Consider the following 19611-nt stretch of genomic DNA (forward strand, 5'->3'; position numbering starts at 1 on the left):
TTCGATGCATAGATGCGATACAAGCCATCGCAATACGCTGAAATAGCGAGGGATTTCTGCCGGGCGCTCCGCGGCCGGCGCTCGCAGCGGCAGCTGAGCGTCCGGCTCGGCTACGGGACGAACGTCGCCTTCGGCTGGGAGTCCGGGCGGCGCTTTCCCACGTTCCCCACGGTGCTGCGCGTCGCCGCGTACAACGGCGTTGACGTCCATCGAGTGCTCTCGGACTTCGTGCGCCAGGAGTCGGCCTTCGGCGCGGCCGTCGCCGTCTCGGACCCGGCCCTCACGGCCACCCTCTTTCAGGTCGTCAAGGGCGGGCTGAGCAACGCCGAGATCGGCGCCCGCATCGGGCGCAGCGCGTCCCAGGTGTCGCGCTTCATCGCGGGAACCTCCCAGCCGCGGCTGCCCGACGTGCTGGCCCTCGTCGACGCGACAACGGACCGGCTCCTCGACTTCCTCGCGCTCTTCGTCCCTCCGGGACAGCTGCCCTCGGTGGCGCGCGACTTCGGTGTGCTCGAGGAGCGCCGGCGGATAGCGACGGAGCTCCCCTGGTCTCACGCGGTCCTGCGCGTCCTCGAGCTCGCGGGCTACACGGCCCTCCCCTGCCATGACGACGCGTGGGTCGCCGCTCGCCTCGCGCTCCCGCGCGACGAGGTGCGCGCGTGCCTCGAGGCCCTGTCGCGGGCAGGCCTGATCCGATGGCGCGGAGGGCGGTACGCCGCCACGGCCGAGACGGTCGACATGACCCGCGGCGCGGCCGAGCCGCGACAGCGATTGAAAGCGCACTGGCTCGACGTCGCCGCGGGCCGGCAGCGCCGCGGCGATCCCGGGCTGTACTCCTACAACCTCGTCAGCGTCGCGCGCGGCGACCTCGCGCGGCTGCGGGCCTTGCACGTGCGGTATTTTCACGAGCTCCGGCAGATCGTGTCGGATTCGCGCGAGCCCGATTGCGTCGCGCTGGTCGCGATGCAGCTCTTCGAGCTGGGCGCGTGAGGCGCGAACCGGGCAGAGAAGGAGGTTCTGTCGACCCGGAGCAGGCAGGTCACGCAGCCGGGGCATGCGGGCTCCCGCGTGCAGACGCCGTACTTTACAGACCCGAAGGACCTTGAGCCCGCCCCTCGCGGTCGAGCCGCCTCCGCCCTAGATTCGGTGCGCTGACGGCCAATTCGACTGCCGGGGAAGCCGATCGGCTCGAAGGAGGAGAATCGCGATGCGTCGTACTATGCCGACCCTCACGGGAAGCCTGATCGCAGGGCTCGCGCTCGGCGTCATGACCTGCATTTCGTCGACCGCGCTGGCCGGGCGCCCCGCCGCCAAGGCCCTCGCGGCGGATCGCCTCGCAGCCAAGGAACCCGGCGCCACGGCGGAGAATGACGAGAACCGGACCATCACGATCGGCGGCATCGGCGAGGTCACGAGGCCTGCGGACTCGATGCGCACGAGCATCGGCGTGGAGGTGCGGGAAAGGACGCTCGGGGCCGCGCGCGACAAGGCCGCGGGCAGGTCGCAGGCCGTGCTCGCCGCCCTGCGCGGCCTCGCCATCCCGGGGCTGGAGATCCGCACGGTCGACATCTCGCTCTCGCCGATCCGGGAGTCGCACGTGGCGCACGAGGAGATCACCGAGCCCAGGATCATCGGCTATTCGGCTTCCAGCCAGCTCTCCGTCGCGCTGCGGGGCGTGTCGCCGGCCGAGCTCCAGGCCGCGGGCTCGAGGATCCTCCAGGCCGCGCTGGCCTCGGGCGCCAATGACGTCGGCGGGCTCGAGTTCTTCTTGGCCGACCGCACCGACGCGCGCCGCAGCGCCATCGCGGCTGCCGTGCAGGACGCGCAGGCGAACGCCAAGGCGGTGGCCAAGGCGGCGAACGTCAGGATCGGCGAGCTGCAGTCGATCTCGGTCGTTCAGCAGGAGCGTTATGCATTTGCGCAGCAGATGAAGGGGTTCGGAGGCGCGGACGGCTTCCCCGTCGAGCCCGGCAACATCCGTGTCACCGCTGCGGTGACGGTCCGCGTGGCGTTTGCCCCGAACCCGTGAGCTCAGGGCGGCGGCCGGGAGGCGGCGCTCGCGATCGCGGCTCGGCGCGTCCTCACGGCATGCCCGTGAAGAAGTCGTACATCGCCTTGATGGCGAAACACGGCACGCCGTGGCTCGTGTTGCTGTACGAGGGGTCGTCGTGGGAGCACCAGATCGTCGGCTCCGAACAGCCGTTGTAGGAGATGCAGCCGGGGTTCACCGTCTTGCCGCTGCTCTGGCAGCCCATCACCTCGGAATACGGCGTCGAGCTCATCTCGCACTTGTTGACGGTGCGGAACCTCGCGACCGTGCTCGCCCCGTCTCCCCCGCGGACCGTGTCGTTCTGGCCCTGGATGTACATCACGGGCGTGGGCACCTGCAGCGCCCCGTAATCGGAGGCCGCGACGGGCGCGACCGCCTTGAAGTTCAGGTGCTCGGCATCGGACTTGTGCCCCAAGATCTGCACGACCATCTGCGCGCCGGAGCTGTGGCCGGTGGCGAACACGCGGTCCATGTCGATGCAGTAGCTGTCCATGAGGTCGTCGTAGATCCGCAGGACCTTGGCGATGTCGCTGTTGTAGTTCCAGCATCCGCCCCCGTCCGACGACCTCCCCACGGCGCGCACGTACTCCGTCTCGAAGGCCGACCCTCGCGTGAGGTTGATGAACTGGTCGATCGGGTTGCCGCAGGCGTGGAAGCCCACCAGGAGGGGGAAAGGGGTGTCGCCATCGTAGCTGTCCGGGAACGTGTAGATGTGATCGCCGTCGACCGTCACCTTCCCGCCCTGGGGCCGCCCCGACTTGCCGCAGCCTGGGCTCGGGTTGCCCGCCGGTGATTCCGTGCCGCCGGTCCCCATGCCACCGGCCCCGGCCTGCGGTCCGCCCCCGGTCGAGCCACCTGTCGTGCTGCTGCTGCTGGAGGAGCTGGCATCATTGCTCGTTCCCCCTGTCGAGGTGGTCTCCCCAGCGCTCGTAGACGTGTGGGCCCCGCCTGCGCCGCCCGTGGCCTGATCGGCTCCGCCGCCTCCCGTGCCGGGCGAGCCGGTCTCGGACGAGCACGCGAGAAACATCAAGGCAACGACAGGAACGGAGGAGTAAGCAGCTAATCTCGGCATCGTCTGGACCCTCTCGTGATCGCCCGATTCGTCTATCCGCGCTCGCCGCGTGCCGATCCCACGATGATCTCGGGCGAGGATGCGACTCACCTGGAGGCACCAGCCCGACCGTCACGGCGGACGCGCAGAAGTGACGAAAGGCCCGGTGCGCACGGCACGCCTGTCCGTGGCAAAGCGGAAGAAGGATCGACGGGTCGACTGTGAACGCTCACATTACCGGCGTCAATCAAATTGGATCGGCGCGACGCCCTCCTCGAGCCCGGCGGGTGCGCGGCGGCGGCAGCCGCGGCACCCGCGTGAGCTGTCATCGGAGCTTGGCTCGCGGTCGGGTCAGTTGGCGATGAACGCGCAGCACCCGGCGATACAGATGTAGCCGTCGGCGCAGCCGTCACTGCAAGGATCCGCGCATGTCGGAGCCGACCCGCCTTCGCCACCGCCGGGGTCGGAGCTGCCGCCGGCGCCGTCGGAGCCGCCGCCGCCGTCGGTCTCGCCCGTGCTTCCGTCATCGGGGCAATCGTGCCCGCCGTCGCCGCCGCCCGGATCGCCGGAGCCGCTGCCCCCGGGGTCGTCGGAGCCGCTGCCGGGGCCGCCGTCGCAATGGCCAGGGCCGATGCCGCCCTCGTTGAAGTCCGCGAGCGCACCGGACAGCGCGACGGCATCCTCGGCCGCGCCGCCTTGCTTGACGCCGTACGGGAGCCGGCCATCGGCGTCCTTGTTGTCCTTCATCCACGCCTCGGCTTCCGCGAGCGCCCCGCCCAGGGCCGCGTCGCTCGCGCCGCTGCCCACGTTCAGCAGCGCGGCGATCAGCTGGTGGCCCAGGATCAGGCTGGTGTCGCCCCGCGGCGGCGTCTGAAAGAGCTCCAGCAGCTCCGCCTGGGAGTACTCGACTCCTCCGATGGTGAGCTTCGATGTCGGCCAGCTCTCCTCGTGGTTCTTCCAGTAGCCCTGGGTGAGCGTACAGCCGTCCCCCTCGGACCCGGACGGAGTCTCGACCACGTTGCCCCTCCCCTCGCCGAAGCGATCCGTGTCGCCGCTCCCACAGGCGACGAGAGCAGAGCCAACCAGCGACAGACACCCCACGAGCACCAACCTGCCAAGCGTCATGATTCCTCCTGAAGTTGCGCATCGCGCGATGGGCGCTGCTCGCGAGGAGCGAGCGACATCGCGCGTGTCAGGCGGCGGGCATCGCGCCGGATCGGGGCGCACAGGCGACCCCGTTCCGGCGGGACGATGTTCTCGATCCACCCGCCCCAGCTGCAGCCCATGAGGAGCCGCGCTCTCGGTTCCTTCAGTGCCGGCCTGCGCTCGGCGCGGCTCATGTTTTTGTGGGTGCTTTCCGATCCCGTGTCGTTCTCGAACGACTGAATTTTTCCTTCATCAACACATGAGTGACCGAGATCACTTCAGGCCACGAGATCCCGTATCCTTCTCGCTCGATCAAAATCTTCCTTCATGAGCACACGAGCGACCGAGATCACTTCAGCCCGTGACGATCCATCTTGTTGAGCAGCCCCTGCCGCGACAGCCCGAGCCGCGCTGCTGCCTGGCTCCTGTTGCCCTGGGTCGCCCGGAGCGCGGCGGCGATCTCGCGCCGCTCCAGCGCCGCGATCTTCTCTTCGAGCGTCGCCCCCTCGGCCGGCTCGTCGCCTGCCGGCGCCGCGGGCGCGCTGCCTCGCCGCGCCGGCGAGAGGTCCTCCTCGAGGATCTCTCCCCTGCCCCCGGCCATCACGAGCGCGCGCTGCATCTCGTGCCGGAGCTCTCGCAGGTTGCCGGGCCAGTCGCAGGCCTCGAGCCGGCGCATCGCGCCGGGCGAGATCGCTGTCGCCGGCGAGCGCGGCACGAGGGCCCGCGACAGGTTCAGGAAGTGCTGCGCGAGGAGCGGCAGATCGCCCACGCGATCCGCGAGCCGCGGCAAGGCGATCTCGATGCCGCGCACGCGCCAGTAGAGGTCGTCGCGAAAGGTCCTGTCCGCCACCATCGACTCGAGCGCTCTGTGGGTGGCCGACACGACACGGACGTCCACGGTCAGCGGGCGCGCCGCGCCCACCGGGAGGATCTCGCCCGTCTCGAGCACGCGCAAGAGCTTCACTTGCAGCGCCGGCTCCATGTCGCCGATCTCGTCGAGGAACAGGGTCCCTCCGTCCGCCTCGACGAACAGGCCGGGAGCGTCCTTGATCGCGCTCGTGAAGGCGCCTTTCCGGTGGCCGAACAGCGTCGATTCGAGGAGCGTCGGCGCGAGCGCGCCGCAGTTGACAGCGATGAAGGCGTTGTCCTTCCGGCGGCTCCTTGCGTGCAGGTAGCGGGCAAACACCTCCTTGCCCGTGCCGGAGTCGCCGGTGATGAGCACCGGGACGTCGGTCGGCGCCGCGCGCTCGCACAGCGTCCTCGCCTCGAGGAAGGCCGGCGACTGGCCGAGCATCGCCGAGGCGTCGCCCTCGCGGGCGGCGAGCGAACGCTCGAGCTCCGCCACCCTATCTTCCAGCGCGAGGCGCGCGGCGGCGCGAGCGACCACGGAGAGCAGCACGTCGGGGTCGACGGGCTTGGCCAGGAAGTCGTACGCGCCGCGCTCGACGAGGCGCAGGGCGAGCGGGGTCTCACCCGCGCCCGAGACGACGATCACCTTGGCCGCGGGCCGCTCGGCGAGGAGCCTGTCCGCGAGCGCCGCGCCCTCCTCGGCGCGGCCCGTCGGCGGGAGCATCAGGTCGAGCACGACGAGGCGCGCGCTCGTGCGGCGGAGCTCCGAGAGCGCCTTCGGGGCGGCCCCGGCCTCGGCGACGGCGTACCCCTCCAGCGCGAGCAGCTCGCGGTAGGCGTCGCGGAACCCCGGATCGTCGTCGATGAGCAGGACGGTCTCGGTCACGGGTGACCGTACCGCGTTAGCAGGGCGCGGATCCAGGGTTGCGCGGGGTGGGGGCGCGGCGATCTCCGTGCTTCACCCGGTTTCGCCCGGTACCTCGTGCCTGGAGGACGAACGGCCGGAAGGTCCGTATGCGAGGCTGGACGACTCCGGCCGACCTCAGCAGACTACCGCATGACCGAGAACGTCAAGACGTGGTTCGAGGACGGCTCCTACCCGGCCGACCTCGGGGTGAAGATCGAGGCCGCCGACGACGCGCAATCGCGCCTCTTCCTGCCCTACGAAAAGCGGAATACCATGTTCGGGCTGGTCCACGGCGGCGCGCTCGCGTCGCTCGTGTCGATCTCCGCGCACGCCATCGCGCGTGATCCCTCTCGCGCGGTCACGGAGCCACTCCGCACCGTCTCGATGCACGTGGGCTACGTGCGCGCGGCGCGCAAGGCGGTGACGGTCGAGACGCGGGCGTTGCGCCGCGTGCGTGAGCTGGGCTTCTTCGAGACGCTCATCACGGACGTGGACGGGAATGCGGTCGCACACGCCTCGTCGACCGTGAGCGAGGCCGGGCCGGACAGCGCACCGGCGGAGTTCCCTCCCCTTACCGATCTTCCCGAGGGAGAGCGCGCCGGCGTCGCTCCCTCGGACGACGCGGAGGGCGGCGGCGCGGGAGCGATCCGCGCGGCGATGGCGGCCAGTCCATTCCTGTCGCGAAGGCAGCTGCGCCTCCTGGGCATGCGCCGCGGGGCGATCGAGATGGCGATGGATGCAGCTGCGACGAACCTCGACGGCAACGGCGCCACGCACGAAGGGGCCGTCCTGACGCTCATCGATGCCGCAGGCGCCACCTGCCCGTGGACGGTCGTCCCGCCGTCGCCGGGGGCGTCGGGCGCGACGATCGCCCTGAGCGCGCAGGTCCTCGGGCCGTTGCCCCGAGCCGGGCTCGTCGCGCGCGCCGTCGTGCGTGCGCGCGATGCGCGGATCTGCTGGACCGACGTCACCGTCGTCGACGGCGCCTCCCGGATCGCGCACGCCTTCGGAACGGTCGTGTACCGCTTCAGCGAGAAGAGCTGGTCATGATCGGTCAGCCGAGCGAGCGCCGAAGCGCCCCGAGCGGCGCCTCAGGTGCGCGGGACCGCCGCGGCCCCGGGCGGCGCCGCCGCATGCGGCTCGGCGCGCCGCGCTACCTGGCGGGGCGCTCGCACCGGACCGGCATCGATTTCACGCCGCTCACCCAGTTCGAGCGGAGCCGCACGGCCGGCCCGGCGAGCTCGAGATCGGGGAGCCTGCGCAGGAGCTCCTCGAAGGCGACCCGCGCTTCCAGGCGCGCGAGCACGAGGCCCAGGCACACGTGGGGGCCGATGCCGAAGGAGAGGTGCTCGTTGGGCGTCCGGCCGACATCGAATTTCTGCGGATCGCTGAAGACCGCCTCATCGCGGTTGGCCGAGACGTACCACAGCACCACCTTGTCCCCGGCGGCGATCCGCTGCCCGTGGAGCTCGATGTCCCGCACCGCGGAGCGCCGGAAGTAATAGACCGGCGGCGTGAAGCGCAGCATCTCCTCGATGGCGGTCGGGAGGAGCGAGGGATCGTCGAGCAGGCGCCGGCGCTGGTCGGGGTGCTCGAGGAGCGCGAGCATCCCGTTGGTGATGAGGTTCTTCGTTGTGTCGTGGCCGGCCGTGAGCAGCAGGTTGAAGAAGCCGCCGAACTCCGTATAGGAGAGCTTCTCGCCGTCCACCTCGGCCGCCATGAGCAAGCTCAGCATGTCGTCCCTGGGCTCCTTCCGCCGCTGCTCGGCGAGCTGGTGCGCATAGGCGTTCATGTTGTGGAGCACGGCGTTCAGCTCCTCGGGCGTCACGCCATAGGCGGGATCGCTGGCCCCGAAGAACCGCGTCGTCCAGTCGAGCATCTGCTCCTGATCCTCGCGGGGGACGCCGATCACCTCGAGGATCACGGAGAGCGGCAGCTTGCCCGCGATGTCGCTGGAGAAATCGCACCCGCCGCGCTCGCAGGCGTCGTCGATGAGCCTCGTCACGAGCTCCCGCACGTGGCCTTCGAGGCGCTGGATGACACGGGGCGTGAACCCCTTGCTGACCAGCGCCCGGAACCGGGCGTGCCGGGGAGGATCCATGATGATCATGACATCGGGGTTGTCGCGCATGTCCCCCGGCGGGAAGTCCTCGATGAAGATGCCGCGCCCCGAGCAGAACGCGGCCGGATCGCGCGAGATGCGGGCGACGTCGGCGTGCCGCGTGATCGCCCAGAACCCCCTGCCCGCCGGCTCGGGGTGCCAGTGGACGGGCGCCTCCCGGCGGAGGATCTCGAAGCGATCGTGCGGCGCGCCCGCGAGGTAGAGGTCCGGATCGAGGATATCGACGGTTTGAGGGGTCATCTGGGCAGGATCTCCTCAGGAGCTTCGGGAGCGCAACCGCTTGCGACGCATTCTGAGCAGCGCGATGAGCGCGAGCGCCGCGGGCCATGGCCAGGGGGGCTCGTCACCGCCAGCGAAGCGGCACCCGCAGCCGGCCGTCGTGTCGCTGCTGGTGGGCGGGTCGCCGTTCGGGCTGGCGCCTGTGGTGGTGCCCGCCGTAGCCGGGCCGGTTCCCGCGCCGCCAGCGCCGCTGGCCGTCGCGCCGCCTTCGCCCGTGGTGCTGCCGCCGCTCGTGCTGGCGCCGCTGGCCGCCGAAGCGCTGCCGGTCCCCGCGCCGCCGGCGCCGCTGCCGGTCGCGCCGCCTTCGCCCGTGGTGCTGCCGCCGCTCGCGCCCGTGCCGCTGGCCGCCGTGGCGGTGCTGGTCCCTGCGCCGCCAGCGCCGCTGCCGGTCGCGCCGCCTTCGCCCGTGGTGCTTCCGCCGCTCGTGACGGCGCCGCTGGTCGCCGTGGCGCCGCCGGTCCCCGCGCCGCCAGCGCCGCTGCCCGTCGCTCCGCCCTCACCCGTGGTGCTTCCGCCGCCGGTACCGCCGCCTTCGCCCGTGCTGCTGCGCGGGCAGCCCAGGACCGACACGTCGTCGATCGCGAGACCGGCAAGCTGGACGCTCGCGTCGCTGTCGAGGTGGAACACCACCTCCACGCGCTTTCCGGCGTATCCGCTGATGTCGGCGTAGTGCGTGCCCCATCCCGCGCTCTCCTGGAGCACCAGGTTGGAGCTACCGACGGTCGTGGTCATCGATGCGTCGAGGAACTCCCAGAGGCGCCTGGCGTTCGCACCCCCGACCTCTCGGATTTCCACCCACCCGTGATCCGAGGACGCGTTGTCGAGCTGGTACTTCATCGCCCAGCGGAGCTGGATGGGCGCCTCCACCCCGGACAGGTCGATCGGCGGGGATACGAGGTCCTGATTCGAGCTCGCGTTGTACACGCCCGAGAGGTTCGTCTTCCAGCATTGCGTCCCGCCGTTGCACGTCGCGATCGGCGCGGCGCTCGGTGTGCCGAGCGCCCACGCGTCGGCTGTGCCGGCGTGCGTGAAGCCCTGCGCGCCGCCCTCGAAGTCCGCCGACAGCCGGGTGGACGGGGCGTCGCCGCTCGAGCACGAGAGCGCGGGGATCGGCGCGTCGCAGATCGTGAGGCTCCACGCGGCCAACACGCCGAGGTTGTTCGAGTTGTCCGTGTCGTCCCGGAGCGTGAGCGTCCACCGGCCCCCGCCGTTCTCCCCATCGAACCAGCGCAAGCGGTAGTCGAGCTCCGGCTGCACCATCATGCCGTTCAGCAGGGTGAAGTGTCCGGCAGGGAACGCAGCCTCGTCGTCGATCGTGATATCGATGTTCGGGTAAGTCCTGTTGCCGATATCGGTGAAGAGACCGTTGGTGTTGCCGGCCGGCGAGACGAGGTACACGTCCACGTCGGGGGGCATGGGATGGCTGAGCCGGACGCTCACGTTCAGGTCACCGATACGGGGCGCGCCCGGGACGTTGATGAACGACGTCGTGGGCGCTCCGAAGAGGATCTCCCTGGGCACGTTTGCGCTGTCGTACGTGGTGCACCCCACGCTCGGCGCCGCCGGATGCACGCTCACGCTGAGCCCGTAATCCCCCGCCGTCACCGAGCCGGTCACGGTCACTCTGTAGGTGCCCGCTGCTTTGACGGTCGCGAAGATGGCGTCCGAGTAGGGTGTCTCGACAGGCCCGGATTGGTTGTCCACCTGGATGTCGAAGCCGGCCCCGAAGGGACCGATCGCGAGCGCGGCGGCGAACTGCGTGAGGTCGCGCGTCGGGTCCTGATCGAGGCTCGCGAAGAGGGTGTCGCCGGCGTTGAGGGAGAGCGAGTAGCTGTCGACGTCGCTCGCGTTGCTGTGCGTACCGGCGATCCAGCCCGTCGCGGGGAGCGGCTGCGGTGTCGTGTCGTTCGGCTCGACCTCCGCCGTGGGCGCGCCGCTCTGCACCTTGAGGTGGAGGTCGTAGGGGCGCAGCTGGGCGGTCGCGGAGGGCGCGCGCACGCGCGCGTAGTAGGTTCCCGCGGTCGCGAGGGGCGTGCCCGCGATGCTCGGAGAGGAGCCCCCGAACGACCCGTTGAAGACGTCTGTCTCCAGCACGGTCGTGCCATCCTGATCGAGGATGTCGAGGTCGGCGTCCTGGGATGCGGTGGAAGACGCCGTCATCACGGCGGCGTAGACGCGGCTCCCGGCGGGCGCCTGGAACGAGAAAAGATCCGTGTCGCCGTCTGGAAAGAGGTTGGCGCGCACGACCGTGTCGCTTGAGATGGCGTTCGCCTGCGACGCCGTCCCGTTGGGCTCCGCCTCCGAAATGAGCTCCTGCCCGACGGCCAAGTGTGCCCTGCCAAGACCGTCGCCTTCGCCTGCGCCACAGGCGGCGAGGATTGACGCCGCCGCCCCCAGCGCGGCGGACGAGCTGATGAAATCCCTGCTCCTCACTTCGTTTCCCTTCCGTTCGGCTGCTCCACAGCGCTCAGTCTCCGTGGCGGGGCAACATCATAGCTGCCGTCTCGATGCCGTGGGTGCCGACCTCTGGAGCCGGATGCCTGAGGTACGTCGCTGTGCGCCCCGCAGGCTGTGGAGTGAAGGCGGCTCCTTCGGTACATGGATAAGCTGCTAATATAGCATCGCTTTTCCAGGGGGAGCAGGATGACACGATCGGGCGGGTTTGCGCAGGTTTCGAGGGCGTCGAGGCCGGTGTCAACGTGCCGATCGTGGGCGCTAACCCCGTGATCTCTGGTCGGCCGGACCATTCCGTGACGCTTCCGGCGGCGCGCTCGGCGCCCATGCACGAGGCAGCGCTGGCGACCCCTCCTCGATTCGAAGCAGCCCCGACCACGCCTCCGGCGAGCACCCCGCGCCAGGTGCTCGTCGCGACCCTCACGCAGACCATCGCCACTGCCCACGCTGCGGCCGACCTCACGACTGCACAGATCGCCGCTCGCACGCTCTCGGAGCTCCTCAGCGCCCCGAAAGCGTCCGCGCACGTCGCGCACGTCGTCGACCTCGCAAGCGCCCGCCGCGCGCGATCTTAAGCCCCTCAACGCCACCACGGTCGCGCTCGACGCTGTGGCGGTCCGTCAAGGCCGGGAAGCACCACCAAGACGCCTACTGCTGTCGGGAAGTCGCCGCCCCCGATCCGCTGGCCCACGTCGCCCGCCGGGATCTCGTGCCATCCCCCCACGTGGATCGAGGCGCGTGCCCTCCTCGAGCTGCTCTGGCGCGTCGAGCCCCGGGAGCGCCGGGTGCTGATCCTCGTCGGCGTGGGCGAGCAGGTGAGCGAGATCGCCCGGAGCCTCGGGATGCCCGTCGCGACAGCGTTCTCGCGGTTCCGCCGAGGACGGATTCGCCTTGTCACCGTGCTCAAGCGGTGGCGGCGCTCGCGGTAAATCCCACTTCCAACCGAACCGGCGAGGGCGAGCAGCTACCAACGTTGTCCGGAGTCCCGTGCTGCCCATCGAGATCGCACCCTCAAAATTGCTTTTTAGACGGAATTTTTGCCACGGTGTTTTCAGGCCGTTCGCGCCTATATCACTTCAATGGAGGCTTACCAGCCGAAGCCAGCTTAGCGTTTAGTGCGGCCTTTTTGTCATCAAGTCGCTTTGGTTGAACGAACACGAAATCAAATAGTGCTTCGAGAACATCTAGCAACCATGCGGCTTCTCCGGGTTCTACCTCCAGAACTTCGCCGATACTTGTGCTCTTCATTGGGTGGGCAGCAAAGTTCCCAACAGTACGTACTGCGTCTACAGCTTGCTTGAGGGTCGATGGAACATCATTTCGCGCGATAAATTCATCTATCTCACGCTCGAGTGACCTGCGGGTGATGCCGAGTTCTTCACGGAGCACATGCTGCAATATCCGTCTGCTAATTGCTGCGCTCGCTTTGGGACTTATGTCGAGTACAGCGGCAGCCTCATCGAAATCCGATCGATAAGGTTTCGGCACCTCAGGCGGCAGCGGCCGTGTGTTGCGCACTGGCGGATAAATAATCTTGATGGACTCCGGTGTCAGATCTCGAGCGCCGTCATCGTTGAAGTCGTGCTGATAATATTTGCCATGACGCAGCAGGACGATGAACTGATGGCATTCGGGACAAAATCCTTCGGCAACATCGTAGCCGGTCTGGCGTTTAGCGTCACTCGAATCGGCGTGAACTGGGCCAGTGTTCGACGGCTCGAACCGGATGGCGATGTTACATTTGGGGCAAATCATTCCGGCTTCCGTTGGTCTGATTGTTCTGTTCTGTTGTTGGATGTCGCTTAGGCCTGGTTTCGAGTCATGAAGTCTTTTAACCAATCGATAAACTGCATTGCCTGTTGGGCTGTGTAGTCTGTGTATTTGCCATGTGCTGCGCTATTGCGCAGGTCTAGCCATGCGGTAACCTGCTTCTGGTCGAACATGGAGTAGGCAACTTTCCCAAGCTCCTGATTTAGCTGGGATGACTTCTTGGGACGCGTGCCCCCGTCAGCTGTGGTGTGCGAAACATCGATACCGTGCTTGTGGCAGAGGCGCCGCAAATGTATTTCGAGCGTGCCGCCGGCTAACGATGCGGCTGCGTCTTTGAATCCTTCTTGGCAGAGGTAGGTGGCCATATCCACGAAGTCTTGAAATAGTTCGCCGCGCACAACTTCGGAAAAGTTGGCTAAGAGCGCCTAACAAAAGCCCGTCGGGATATGGTTGAGGCAGATCATGCATACGGCGAGCAGGAGGAACGCTCGGTGAATGTCGGCACGGCGCTCATACCGCACGGTCAAGCGCCGGAAGCGCCGGAGCCAAGCGATCGTCCGTTCGACGACCCAGCGGTAACGGCCGAGTTTCTCCGACGACTCGATGCCCTTGCGAGCGATGCGGGGCACGATGTGGCGCAGATGGCAAGCCAACCGCAGGGCCGGGTCGTCGTAGGCCTTATCGGCATGCAGTTTCTTGGGGCGGCGCCGCGATCGGCCGCGTGGACGCGCGATCGGCGGCACCGCGTCCACCATAGGAGTGAACATCCTCGAGTCATGGACGTTCGCCGGTGTCATCTCGACGGCGAGCGGGATACCATTCTGATCGACCAGAAGGTGATATTTCGTGCCCGGCCGGCCGCGATCCGTGGGGTTCGGGCCAGTTTTTTCACCCCCCTTTTTGCCGGAACCAGCGAGGCATCCAGCGCAGCACGCTCCCAGTTGATCCTATCGGCTTCGCCGAGTTCATCGAGCAAGACCTCGTGGAGCCGAGCCCAGACGCCAGCCTGCTGCCAGTCGCGCAACCTGCGCCAGCATGTCATGCCGCTGCAGCCGAGCTCTTGCGGGAGATACTCCCAAGGGATCCCGGTCTTGAGCACGAACAAGATACCGGTCAGCGCGATCCGATCAGGCGTACGCGGCCGGCCACCCTGCGGCTTCGGCTCCGTTTTCGGCAATAGAGGTACGATTCGTTCCCAGAGTTCGTCCGGCACCAACAGCTTGCCCACGCTGTATTCTGCCGCACCATCGGCTTCCCTCAAGCAAGCGGGGTGAACGGGCTTTTGTTAGGTGCTCTAAGAATCCATGTTGAATGTCGGCGCGCAATCCCTCGACTATCCCGACGATCTGTTCGGCCTTGTACGCAACATGCGACTCTTCGGCCAATATGGCTTCCATCTGCCGCGTGTAGTGTGACCGTTTTCCGCTAATTTTTTCGACCGCGGTCCTGGCTCGTGGAATTATGCCATGTGCCATGCGCTCGGAAACTCTCTCGAAGTCGATCATCTTGTTGTTGTACGTGTTAATTATCGAGTCGAGGGCCGCCAGGTACTGCTGGATTGAAGTATTGTCCATGGCATGATTCTATGGCTGCAACTGTAAGTGCAACGGTTGGAGGACTCAGAAGGTTTGGTCACAGTGGCGCAGTCATGATGTGAGATGGTCCGGAGTTTATGTCGGAGCAATGAAGCCGCGCGCCCGATCGTTCCTCCGGGTGTCGCTCGTCGGAACCTGCGCCACTCCGGCATCGCTGTGCGTCACTCAGGCGAGGTCTAGAATCGGAGCGTCGATCTCCTCAGTAAACAACGACAGCAAGTTGTTGGGCCATAAGACATATTCAGGCCACTCAAGGCGGGCGCGTTCCAGATCTTGCCTTCTGCTGCCGCGAACACTGTCCCTTCCTGCGCTTAGGAATCCACTAATGAGCTCGGCCACTGTGTCCGTTTCATGTATGGCTGGAATTGTGACGAACATCTCGCGGATAAGCGGCGGCACGATAATATGAATTATGTATTTGTGTAGCTTTTCTGTGCTTTGGAGAAATTCCGTAACATTGAATTCACGATCGAGTGCTGTGGGGGAGATCAAATGTAGCCGATAAATTAATCCGACCGTCGCCCCTGGGGTTTGTTTTTCGTGCGCCACAACGTGGAGGTCGGCGTTCATCAGCGGGCGCATGCGGTAGGATCCTGGGGCGTAGAGCCATTCGCCCTTGGGACTTCTAAGCTCAATGCCGTAACCGACGCGCTCCCAGGAAGCAGCCAGACGCCCTGTGACAGGATCGTTAGACGATTGGCTTAAGCTTGTTGCTCTGGTGTATCTGATGCAGAACTGCCGAATGCCCGGCTCAAGATCGCGCAGGAACAGCTCTAGACGCGCCTCGTCCTGGGGATGTGGTTCGCGAAAATGGGCGACTCTGTTTCGAATGGCCTTTATTTCTTCTATGCGTGCGTCGGTGATTGCCTTCGGCGGAAAGTATGGCTCAAAGAGTGGCCAGTTGTCGTTGTCGGAAATCACGGCCCAGAGCTGGCCAAAGGTTAAGTATGACACTGATGCTTGATGCGACGTCGTCATATGGTGAAGCCGCTTGTCGTTCCCGAATGATGATGGAGGCCATTCGCGGACCCGTCTCTTGATCGGTTCCTCCCAATCAAGGCGAGCCGAACGCAGCTCAACGTACACGAGCAGGCGCAGCCACGTCTCGAGCTGCCATGTCAGGCGATACAAACGGAGCGCGGCGCGTGGAACCGGTTCGTAAATCTCGGACTTTTCGTCTTCACCGTGGGTCACGTGATGCTCCAGGACGGATAGGCGCGTGAAATTGCAGAATGCACGAAGCACATAGCGTGCCAACGCGTTTGAGCGCGTGGACGAGGGGGAAACCCCGGGCAGCGTCGGCCTGGTAGATGTCGGGATAAGATCGTAGACCAACGGATAAACCGTGCCGCTATGTTCCCGAAGGACGTGGGCAATGCGTGGCCTGCGCACCACCTCCCGCCGGCGCTCTGAGGCATCTTCCTGGTCCTCGCTGCCGCTCCAGCTACCCCCTCCGAGGCCAGCCGAGATACCGTCCCGTGTCAAGACGGGCATGCGTTCGGCAGGGAGCCTGGGCCAGCGTCGGGGCGGGGAGACAGGCCACGGACCTCGCCCGCCGCCAGCATCCCCGCTCGGACGTGGCCGCTCACTTGGCCCCGGACTGCGCTAGCAGACCAGCACGCCGGTTCGGCGTTCGATGCGCCGTGTAGCTGTGGACTCTCGAAAGGAAGTTGGACGCCTGGTGGGCTCAGATCGCCAGGGCACCCGCCGCGTAACTGGTTCCCATCGCCCACAATGTGTGGAATGTGGAAAGAGCAACTACTTTAAACGAGTTAGCAGCAATTTGATTCTTGGTCATACCTGCCTCCTTTGCAGCTTTCTGGGTTGGCCAGCTAACAGCAACGTGAAAGATCACGAGGAGGACGACGAAGAACCAGACGCACGCCGGTGGAGTTGAGCCACCGCTGACGACCCCTTGCGGTCTGAGCCCACCAGGGACGCTCAAACTGTGCAGTGTGCTTGCTTTGTCAAGGGGTCCGCGTCCGCCGGCTCGCCCGGCCGCGCTGGAGGTGCCGGCATCGCAGATTCGGACCCGGGATCGAGCCCGCCGGCCGGCTACCCGCCGTGGAGCTCCGTCGAACCCTGTACCCTGGCGCCACCCGCCGCGCCCGCTCCGATTGGTCTCGCCTACATCCTGCTGCGTAGCAATCCAGCGCTGCCGAAATTTGTCAGGTCACACGCAGGTCACACGCCAAAAAAAGACACGGCTCTCGCCGTGTATCTGTGGTGGAGGCACCGGGAATCGAACCCGGTGTTGAGTTGACTAGCTGCCCGCTGCGCACTTTGTCCTCGTGGCGCGCCCGCCGATCGCAGCGTGGCACCAGCGTAGGCCAGCACGGGCACCGGACCGTGGCGGATCTCGACCGGCCGGCGCCGGACCCAGGGCCCCGTACCACGACGGATCACAGCGCCCTCGATCTCAAGCACCATCGTTAAGGAAGGCCCTGTCTTCGTCCCCTGCCCGTCATCCCGGGCTCCTCCCCGCCACTCCGTTCGCCCTCGTGGCACCCCCGCAACCGGTCGCCGCCGGGTCGGCCGCTAGCGCGCGGGAGCGTGCGCGCTACAGCGAGAAGCAGATGGCAGATAGACTGGTGGCGTCTGTGCCGACGACATCAACCTCGGCATCGCGGCACCCGCGTGTTCATCGAATAATCCCACGGCTGCGGCAAACACTCCCCCAACAAACACGGAGCACTTCATGTGCGACCTCCTTGTGTCCGCAAGATTCATAAGGATCGAAGCGGTCGCCTGGAAGCCTCTACGGCAAGACTCGGTGTACGTGGGATGTGTGCGAGCAGCAGGCGTCATCGAGCCGTGCGCGCGCATCATGAGAGACGTCTCGGCAGTCGCCCCCGGGGCGAATCGGCGTCGAGCTCCGCGCCTCGTCGCACGGCCATCTCGGCCCACAAGCGCTGATGCCCCTCCTTCGAGAGCACATCCATGCTTTCCAGCGGAATCTCCGCAAAGCGCGTGTTCGACCACGCCTCTGCCGCAGCCAACCTCTTCTTGCCCCTGGCGCGCCGCAAGCTTCACGGTCTCGATCCCGAGACCTACCCGGCCGCGGTCATCCGCATCACCTCACCCCGCCGCCTCCGCCGCCCTCTCGGGCCACCGCGCCTCGAAGCGCGCTCCGCCCCCCGGAGCGCGCTCGTAGCGCAGCGCTCCCCCGTGCCGCTCCAGCCAGCGCGCCGCGACGGCCAGGCCGAGGCCCGTGCCCGGGTGCTTCGCATCTCGCCCCCGACCCGTCACGAACGGCTGGAACAGCATCGCCTCGATCTCGGCCGGCACCCCCGGGCCGTTGTCCTCCACGCGCACGACAACGAAGCCGGCGTCGCCCCGCGCGACCACCGCCCGGATCCGCCCCTCGGGGCTCCCGTCGAGCGCGATGGCCGCGTTCTGCAGCAGCGCCGTGGCGACGTCGAGGAACGCCCCGCGGTCGGCCTCGACGAAGATCGACCCGCCTGCCTCGGTCGCCACCTCGATGGGCGGCGCGCCCTCGCCGACGATCTGCCGGACCTGGCTCGCCGCGAGCCGCAGCGTGGAGAGCACGTCGACCTCGCTCACCTCGAGCGGCCTCGGGCGGCTGTAGCGGAGGAGATCGTCGAGGAAGCGCCTCGCCCGGTCGACCTGGGCGCGCAGCGACGCCACGGTCTCGGGCCTGGCGCCCTGCCGCTCGAGCAGCTTCGCCTGCGCGGCGATGACCCCGAGCGGATTGCGGATCTCGTGCGCGACCGCGCTCGCGAGGCGGCCGAGCTCCGCGAGCCGCTCGGCCTGGTCGGCGCGCACCTCGACGCGCTCGATCTCGTCGGCGAGATCGCGGACGCCGATGGGCCTCGAGAACAGCCGGCGACCGAGGTGCTCCACGACGAGCATGCGCAGCGGATCGGACGGGAGCGCGGCGAGGAAGACGACGAAGGCGAGCCAGCCGAGTGACGCGCCGCCGCCCGGCGCGAGCGCGGGCAGGACCTTGAAGAAGACAACGAGCCCGAGCGTCGAGAGGAGCGCCGTCAGGCCGGCGTAGGCGAGCCCCTGCGCGAAGACGCGGCGGGAGCGGCCCAGCTCGCCGATGAGCACGGCGTAGGCCACGAGCAAGATGGCGAGGAGCAGGAGCGGCGCGCCGAGGAGCACGTCGCCGAGCCGGAGCACGCGCAGCACCACGACGAAGCCGCCCCCGAGCGTCGCGAGCACGCTGCCGAAGAAGAGCGCGGCGATGCGCTGCCGCTGGAGCCCCCGGGCCGCGAGCGCCGCGCGCCCGAGGCGAACGCCGACCACGACCCAGGCGACGGCCATGACGGCCGAGAGCGGGAAGAACAGCGGGCCCGGCGAGCGGGCGCCAGGACCGTAGAGGAGGCGCGGGTCGACGGCCCCGAGCAGCGCGACCGCGGCGCTCACGGCGTAGGCCAGGACGACGAGGCGGCGCGAGGCGCCGGCGACGTCGGCGTAGGCGTGGGCGAGGCCCGCGCAGACGATGATCCCGCTCGGAATGACGTGCTCGGCGAGGACGAGCGTGCCGTCCGTCTCGAGCAGGATGAGCCCTGTGACCCAGAAGGCGAGGAAGAAGCAGAGCGCGACGAGGCCGCGGCCCACGTTGCGCCCGAGCCGCAGCGCGGTGACCGCGACGGTCACGGCAGCGGCCCAGAGCGGGTAGTACGCGAGAGCGACCAGGGGTCTCACACGGCCTCGGCGGGGTAGGAAGCCCCGACGATAGCGCCAGAGGCCCCGGCAGCGCGAGGTGTCCACGGCGTGGACAGCGGCCTGCCCATGGCCTGGGCACCGCGGCCCGCCGCCGCGCCTCGATCCGGTCGATCAGCGCGGATCCCGCGGATGGCACGGGCGCTGCTGAGAGGCCTGTCGAGGAGACGAACCATGGCAGAAGCGGTCGAAAGCTATCTCATCGCGGTGTACGGGGCCTATGCGGTCATCAGCGTCGGACTGACGATCTGGATCGCCCGCACGCTGTTCAAGAATGGATCGGTGTTCCTGGAGGAGGTGTTCGCCGACAACCCGAGGATGGCCGAGGCGGTGAACCGCCTGCTCGTTGTGGGGTTCTACCTGGTGAACCTGGGGTATGCGTCGCTGATCCTGAAGGCGGAAGGCTCGGCGACGATGACGGAGGCGGTCGAGGTGCTGTCGTCGAAGCTGGGCCTGCTCCTGCTGTCGCTCGCGGTGATGCACTTCATGAACCTCCTCGTGTTCCACCGCATCCGCCGCCGCGCGAAGCTCGCGGTCCTGCCGCCTCCGGTCGCGCCGCAGATGCGCATCGATCCGCGCACGGAGCGCGCGGAAGAGGAGATGGCCGCGCAGCGACAGCGCCGGCGGGCCGTCGCGGAGGCCTCGGCGTGACGAGCACAGACGCGGGCGTGAGGCGCCGTGGCGCCTCGCGCTGGC

14 protein-coding genes and 1 pseudogene are annotated in these 19611 nt (G+C 67.7%); 5 read left to right on the forward strand and 10 right to left on the reverse strand.

The window, feature by feature from the left end; genetic code table 11:
* Positions 1–12 precede the first annotated feature (12 nt).
* On the forward strand, positions 13–990 hold the full coding sequence (locus WMF45_RS43310) for a DUF4423 domain-containing protein (RefSeq protein ID WP_437712422.1): 978 nt from the start codon (positions 13–15) through the stop codon (positions 988–990).
* Positions 991–1207: 217 nt separating this feature from the next.
* Positions 1208–2029 (forward strand): SIMPL domain-containing protein, encoded by an 822-nt coding sequence (locus WMF45_RS43315; protein WP_437712424.1) that lies wholly within the window; start codon positions 1208–1210, stop codon positions 2027–2029.
* Positions 2030–2081: 52 nt separating this feature from the next.
* Here WMF45_RS43315 and WMF45_RS43320 read toward each other — a convergent pair whose 3' ends face one another.
* The 3 genes from WMF45_RS43320 to WMF45_RS43330 all read right to left on the reverse strand — a co-directional run bounded on the left by WMF45_RS43320 (position 2082) and on the right by WMF45_RS43330 (position 5982).
* Positions 2082–3122: an alpha/beta hydrolase family esterase gene (locus WMF45_RS43320; protein ID WP_437712426.1), complete on the reverse strand. Its 1041-nt coding sequence runs from the start codon at positions 3120–3122 to the stop codon at positions 2082–2084.
* 330 nt (positions 3123–3452) lie between these two features.
* Positions 3453–4226 (reverse strand): hypothetical protein, encoded by a 774-nt coding sequence (locus WMF45_RS43325; RefSeq protein WP_437712427.1) that lies wholly within the window; start codon positions 4224–4226, stop codon positions 3453–3455.
* A gap of 370 nt (positions 4227–4596) precedes the next feature.
* Entirely contained in the window at positions 4597–5982 is a 1386-nt protein-coding gene (locus WMF45_RS43330; protein WP_437712429.1) for a sigma-54-dependent transcriptional regulator, read from the reverse strand.
* A 171-nt stretch (positions 5983–6153) separates the two neighbouring features.
* Between WMF45_RS43330 and WMF45_RS43335 the strand changes: the two genes are divergently transcribed.
* Entirely contained in the window at positions 6154–7053 is a 900-nt protein-coding gene (locus tag WMF45_RS43335; protein WP_437712431.1) for a PaaI family thioesterase, read from the forward strand.
* A 103-nt stretch (positions 7054–7156) separates the two neighbouring features.
* On the opposite strand, the gene WMF45_RS43340 is transcribed toward WMF45_RS43335, so the two are convergent.
* Positions 7157–8365 carry a cytochrome P450 gene (locus tag WMF45_RS43340; RefSeq protein ID WP_437712433.1) on the reverse strand — a complete coding sequence of 403 codons (1209 nt, stop codon included), beginning with the start codon at positions 8363–8365 and terminating at the stop codon, positions 7157–7159.
* 15 nt (positions 8366–8380) lie between these two features.
* Positions 8381–10837 carry a pre-peptidase C-terminal domain-containing protein gene (locus tag WMF45_RS43345; RefSeq protein ID WP_437712435.1) on the reverse strand — a complete coding sequence of 819 codons (2457 nt, stop codon included), beginning with the start codon at positions 10835–10837 and terminating at the stop codon, positions 8381–8383.
* Between the two features lie 749 nt (positions 10838–11586).
* Here WMF45_RS43345 and WMF45_RS43350 point away from each other — a divergent pair.
* Positions 11587–11787, forward strand: coding sequence for a sigma factor-like helix-turn-helix DNA-binding protein (locus WMF45_RS43350; protein WP_437719638.1), 201 nt, complete (start codon positions 11587–11589; stop codon positions 11785–11787).
* 142 nt (positions 11788–11929) lie between these two features.
* Here WMF45_RS43350 and WMF45_RS43355 read toward each other — a convergent pair whose 3' ends face one another.
* The 5 genes and pseudogenes from WMF45_RS43355 to WMF45_RS43375 form a co-directional block, all read right to left on the reverse strand.
* Positions 11930–12613: a DUF4145 domain-containing protein gene (locus WMF45_RS43355; protein WP_437712436.1), complete on the reverse strand. Its 684-nt coding sequence runs from the start codon at positions 12611–12613 to the stop codon at positions 11930–11932.
* Positions 12614–12660: 47 nt separating this feature from the next.
* Positions 12661–12993 carry a hypothetical protein gene (locus tag WMF45_RS43360; RefSeq protein ID WP_437712438.1) on the reverse strand — a complete coding sequence of 111 codons (333 nt, stop codon included), beginning with the start codon at positions 12991–12993 and terminating at the stop codon, positions 12661–12663.
* Positions 12994–13053: 60 nt separating this feature from the next.
* Positions 13054–13856, reverse strand: a pseudogene (locus WMF45_RS43365) (IS5 family transposase).
* Between the two features lie 532 nt (positions 13857–14388).
* On the reverse strand, positions 14389–15417 hold the full coding sequence (locus tag WMF45_RS43370) for a hypothetical protein (protein ID WP_437712440.1): 1029 nt from the start codon (positions 15415–15417) through the stop codon (positions 14389–14391).
* 1884 nt (positions 15418–17301) lie between these two features.
* Entirely contained in the window at positions 17302–18897 is a 1596-nt protein-coding gene (locus WMF45_RS43375) for a sensor histidine kinase (RefSeq protein WP_437712442.1), read from the reverse strand.
* 192 nt (positions 18898–19089) lie between these two features.
* Between WMF45_RS43375 and WMF45_RS43380 the strand changes: the two genes are divergently transcribed.
* Positions 19090–19566, forward strand: coding sequence for a hypothetical protein (locus WMF45_RS43380; RefSeq protein ID WP_437712444.1), 477 nt, complete (start codon positions 19090–19092; stop codon positions 19564–19566).
* Positions 19567–19611 lie beyond the last annotated feature (45 nt).

The sequence above is a fragment of the Sorangium sp. So ce448 genome, assembly GCF_051520915.1.
GTDB lineage: Bacteria > Myxococcota_A > Polyangia > Polyangiales > Polyangiaceae > Sorangium > Sorangium cellulosum_B.

Coding starts and splice junctions, on each gene's coding strand:
- WMF45_RS43360 (WP_437712438.1), bottom strand. CDS start 12,993: ATGGCCACCTACCTCTGCCAAGAAGGATTCAAAGACGCAGCCGCATCG.
- WMF45_RS43340 (WP_437712433.1), bottom strand. CDS start 8,365: ATGACCCCTCAAACCGTCGATATCCTCGATCCGGACCTCTACCTCGCG.
- WMF45_RS43320 (WP_437712426.1), bottom strand. CDS start 3,122: ATGCCGAGATTAGCTGCTTACTCCTCCGTTCCTGTCGTTGCCTTGATG.
- WMF45_RS43380 (WP_437712444.1), top strand. CDS start 19,090: ATGGCAGAAGCGGTCGAAAGCTATCTCATCGCGGTGTACGGGGCCTAT.
- WMF45_RS43355 (WP_437712436.1), bottom strand. CDS start 12,613: ATGATTTGCCCCAAATGTAACATCGCCATCCGGTTCGAGCCGTCGAAC.
- WMF45_RS43335 (WP_437712431.1), top strand. CDS start 6,154: ATGACCGAGAACGTCAAGACGTGGTTCGAGGACGGCTCCTACCCGGCC.
- WMF45_RS43310 (WP_437712422.1), top strand. CDS start 13: ATGCGATACAAGCCATCGCAATACGCTGAAATAGCGAGGGATTTCTGC.
- WMF45_RS43315 (WP_437712424.1), top strand. CDS start 1,208: ATGCGTCGTACTATGCCGACCCTCACGGGAAGCCTGATCGCAGGGCTC.
- WMF45_RS43325 (WP_437712427.1), bottom strand. CDS start 4,226: ATGACGCTTGGCAGGTTGGTGCTCGTGGGGTGTCTGTCGCTGGTTGGC.